Genomic DNA, 1835 nt, shown 5'->3' with positions numbered 1-1835 from the left:
GCCATCGCACCCGAATTGTGGCGCAGGGCCTTGAGCACGGTGGCGACGATGGCGTCGGCGTCGAGGCCGGCCTGGGCATATTGCTTGTCGGGCGCGTCCTGGTCCTGGAAGGCGTCGGGCAGGCGCAGCGTCCGGAGCTTCAGCCCGGCGTCGATCAGCCCCTCGTCCGAGGCGAGCGTCAGCACATGCGCGCCGAAGCCGCCCACCGCATTCTCCTCGATCGTCAGCGCCACCTCGTGGCTGGTCAGCAGACGGCGGATCAGCTCGATGTCGAGCGGCTTGGCAAAGCGCAGATCCGCCACCGTCGTCGACAGCCCGCGCGCCTCGAGCTGGTCCGCCGCCTTCAGCGCCTCCTCCAGCCGCGTGCCGAGGCTCAGGATCGCCACCGCATGCCCCTCGCGCACGATCCGCCCCTTGCCGATCGCGAGCCGCTCGGGCGTCTCGGGCAGCGCCACGCCCGTGCCGTTCCCGCGCGGATAGCGCAGCGCGATCGGCCCGCTGTCGTGAAGTGCGGCGGTGTGCGTCATGTGCACCAGCTCGGCCTCGTCGGCCGCCGCCATCACCACGAAGTTCGGCAGCGTGGCGAGGTACGTCACGTCGAAGCTGCCCGCATGCGTCGCGCCGTCCGCCCCCACCAGCCCGGCGCGGTCGATCGCGAAGCGGACGGCCAAGTTCTGGATCGCGACGTCGTGCACCACCTGGTCGTACGCGCGCTGGAGGAACGTCGAATAGATCGCGCAGAACGGCCGCATCCCCTCGGCCGCGAGCCCTGCGGCAAAGGTCACGCCGTGCTGCTCGGCGATGCCCACGTCGAAGAAGCGGTCCGGAAAGGTCTTGGCAAACGCATCGAGGCCAGTGCCCGACGGCATCGCCGCGGTGATCGCGCAGATCCGCGGATCGCTTTCCGCCTCCTTGACGAGCTGCGCGCCGAAGACGTTCTGGTACTGCGGCGGCCCCGGCGGGGCTTTCGCCTGCACGCCCGAGACCACGTCGAACTTCTGCACGCCGTGATATTTGTCCGCCGCCGCCTCAGCCGGCGCATAGCCCTTGCCCTTCTTGGTCACGACATGGACGAGGATCGGCCCCTCCTCGGCATCGCGGACATTCTCCAGCACCGGGATCAGGTGATCGAGATTGTGCCCGTCGATCGGGCCGACATAGTAGAAGCCCAGCTCCTCGAAGAGCGTGCCGCCCATCGTCATCCCGCGCGCGAACTCGTCGGTCTTGCGCAGCCCTTCCGAAAACGGCCGCGGCAGCTTCCTGGCGAACCGCTTCAGCAGCTCGCGCACGCCGAGAAACTCGCGGCTCGACACCATCCGGCTGAGATAGGCCGACAAGCCCCCCACCGGCGGCGCGATCGACATGTCGTTGTCGTTCAGGATCACGACCAGCCTGTTGCCCGCCTGCGCGGCGTTGTTCATCGCCTCGTACGCCATGCCCGCCGACATCGCGCCGTCGCCGATCACCGCGATGCCGCGGCCCGGCCGGTCCGCCAGCTTGTTCGCCACCGCAAAGCCCAAGGCCGCCGAGATCGAGGTCGACGAATGCGCCGCGCCGAACGGATCGTATTCGCTCTCGCTCCGCTTGGTGAAGCCCGACAGCCCGCCGCCCTGGCGCAGCGTCCGGATCCGGTCCCGCCTGCCGGTCAGGATCTTGTGCGGATAGCATTGGTGGCCGACGTCCCACACCAGCTTGTCCACCGGCGTGTCGAACACATAGTGGATCGCCGTCGTCAGCTCGACCACGCCCAGCCCCGAACCCAGATGGCCCCCCGTCACCCCCACCGCCGCGATCGTCTCCGCCCGCAGCTCGTCCGCCAACTGCCGAAGCTGCCC

The 1835-nt window shown here is 69.3% G+C and carries 1 protein-coding gene; it reads right to left on the bottom strand.

Features of this window, described 5'->3' with window-relative positions; all coding sequences use genetic code 11:
• The coding region (dxs, locus tag L8H00_RS18605; protein WP_242098836.1) for a 1-deoxy-D-xylulose-5-phosphate synthase at positions 1 to 1835 on the bottom strand (1835 nt) is incomplete at both ends.

The organism is Sphingomonas sp. CROZ-RG-20F-R02-07 (assembly GCF_022662335.1).
GTDB lineage: Bacteria > Pseudomonadota > Alphaproteobacteria > Sphingomonadales > Sphingomonadaceae > Sphingomonas.
The sequence above is the reverse complement of the archived record's forward strand: the minus strand, read 5'-3'. Positions and strand labels throughout refer to the sequence as shown.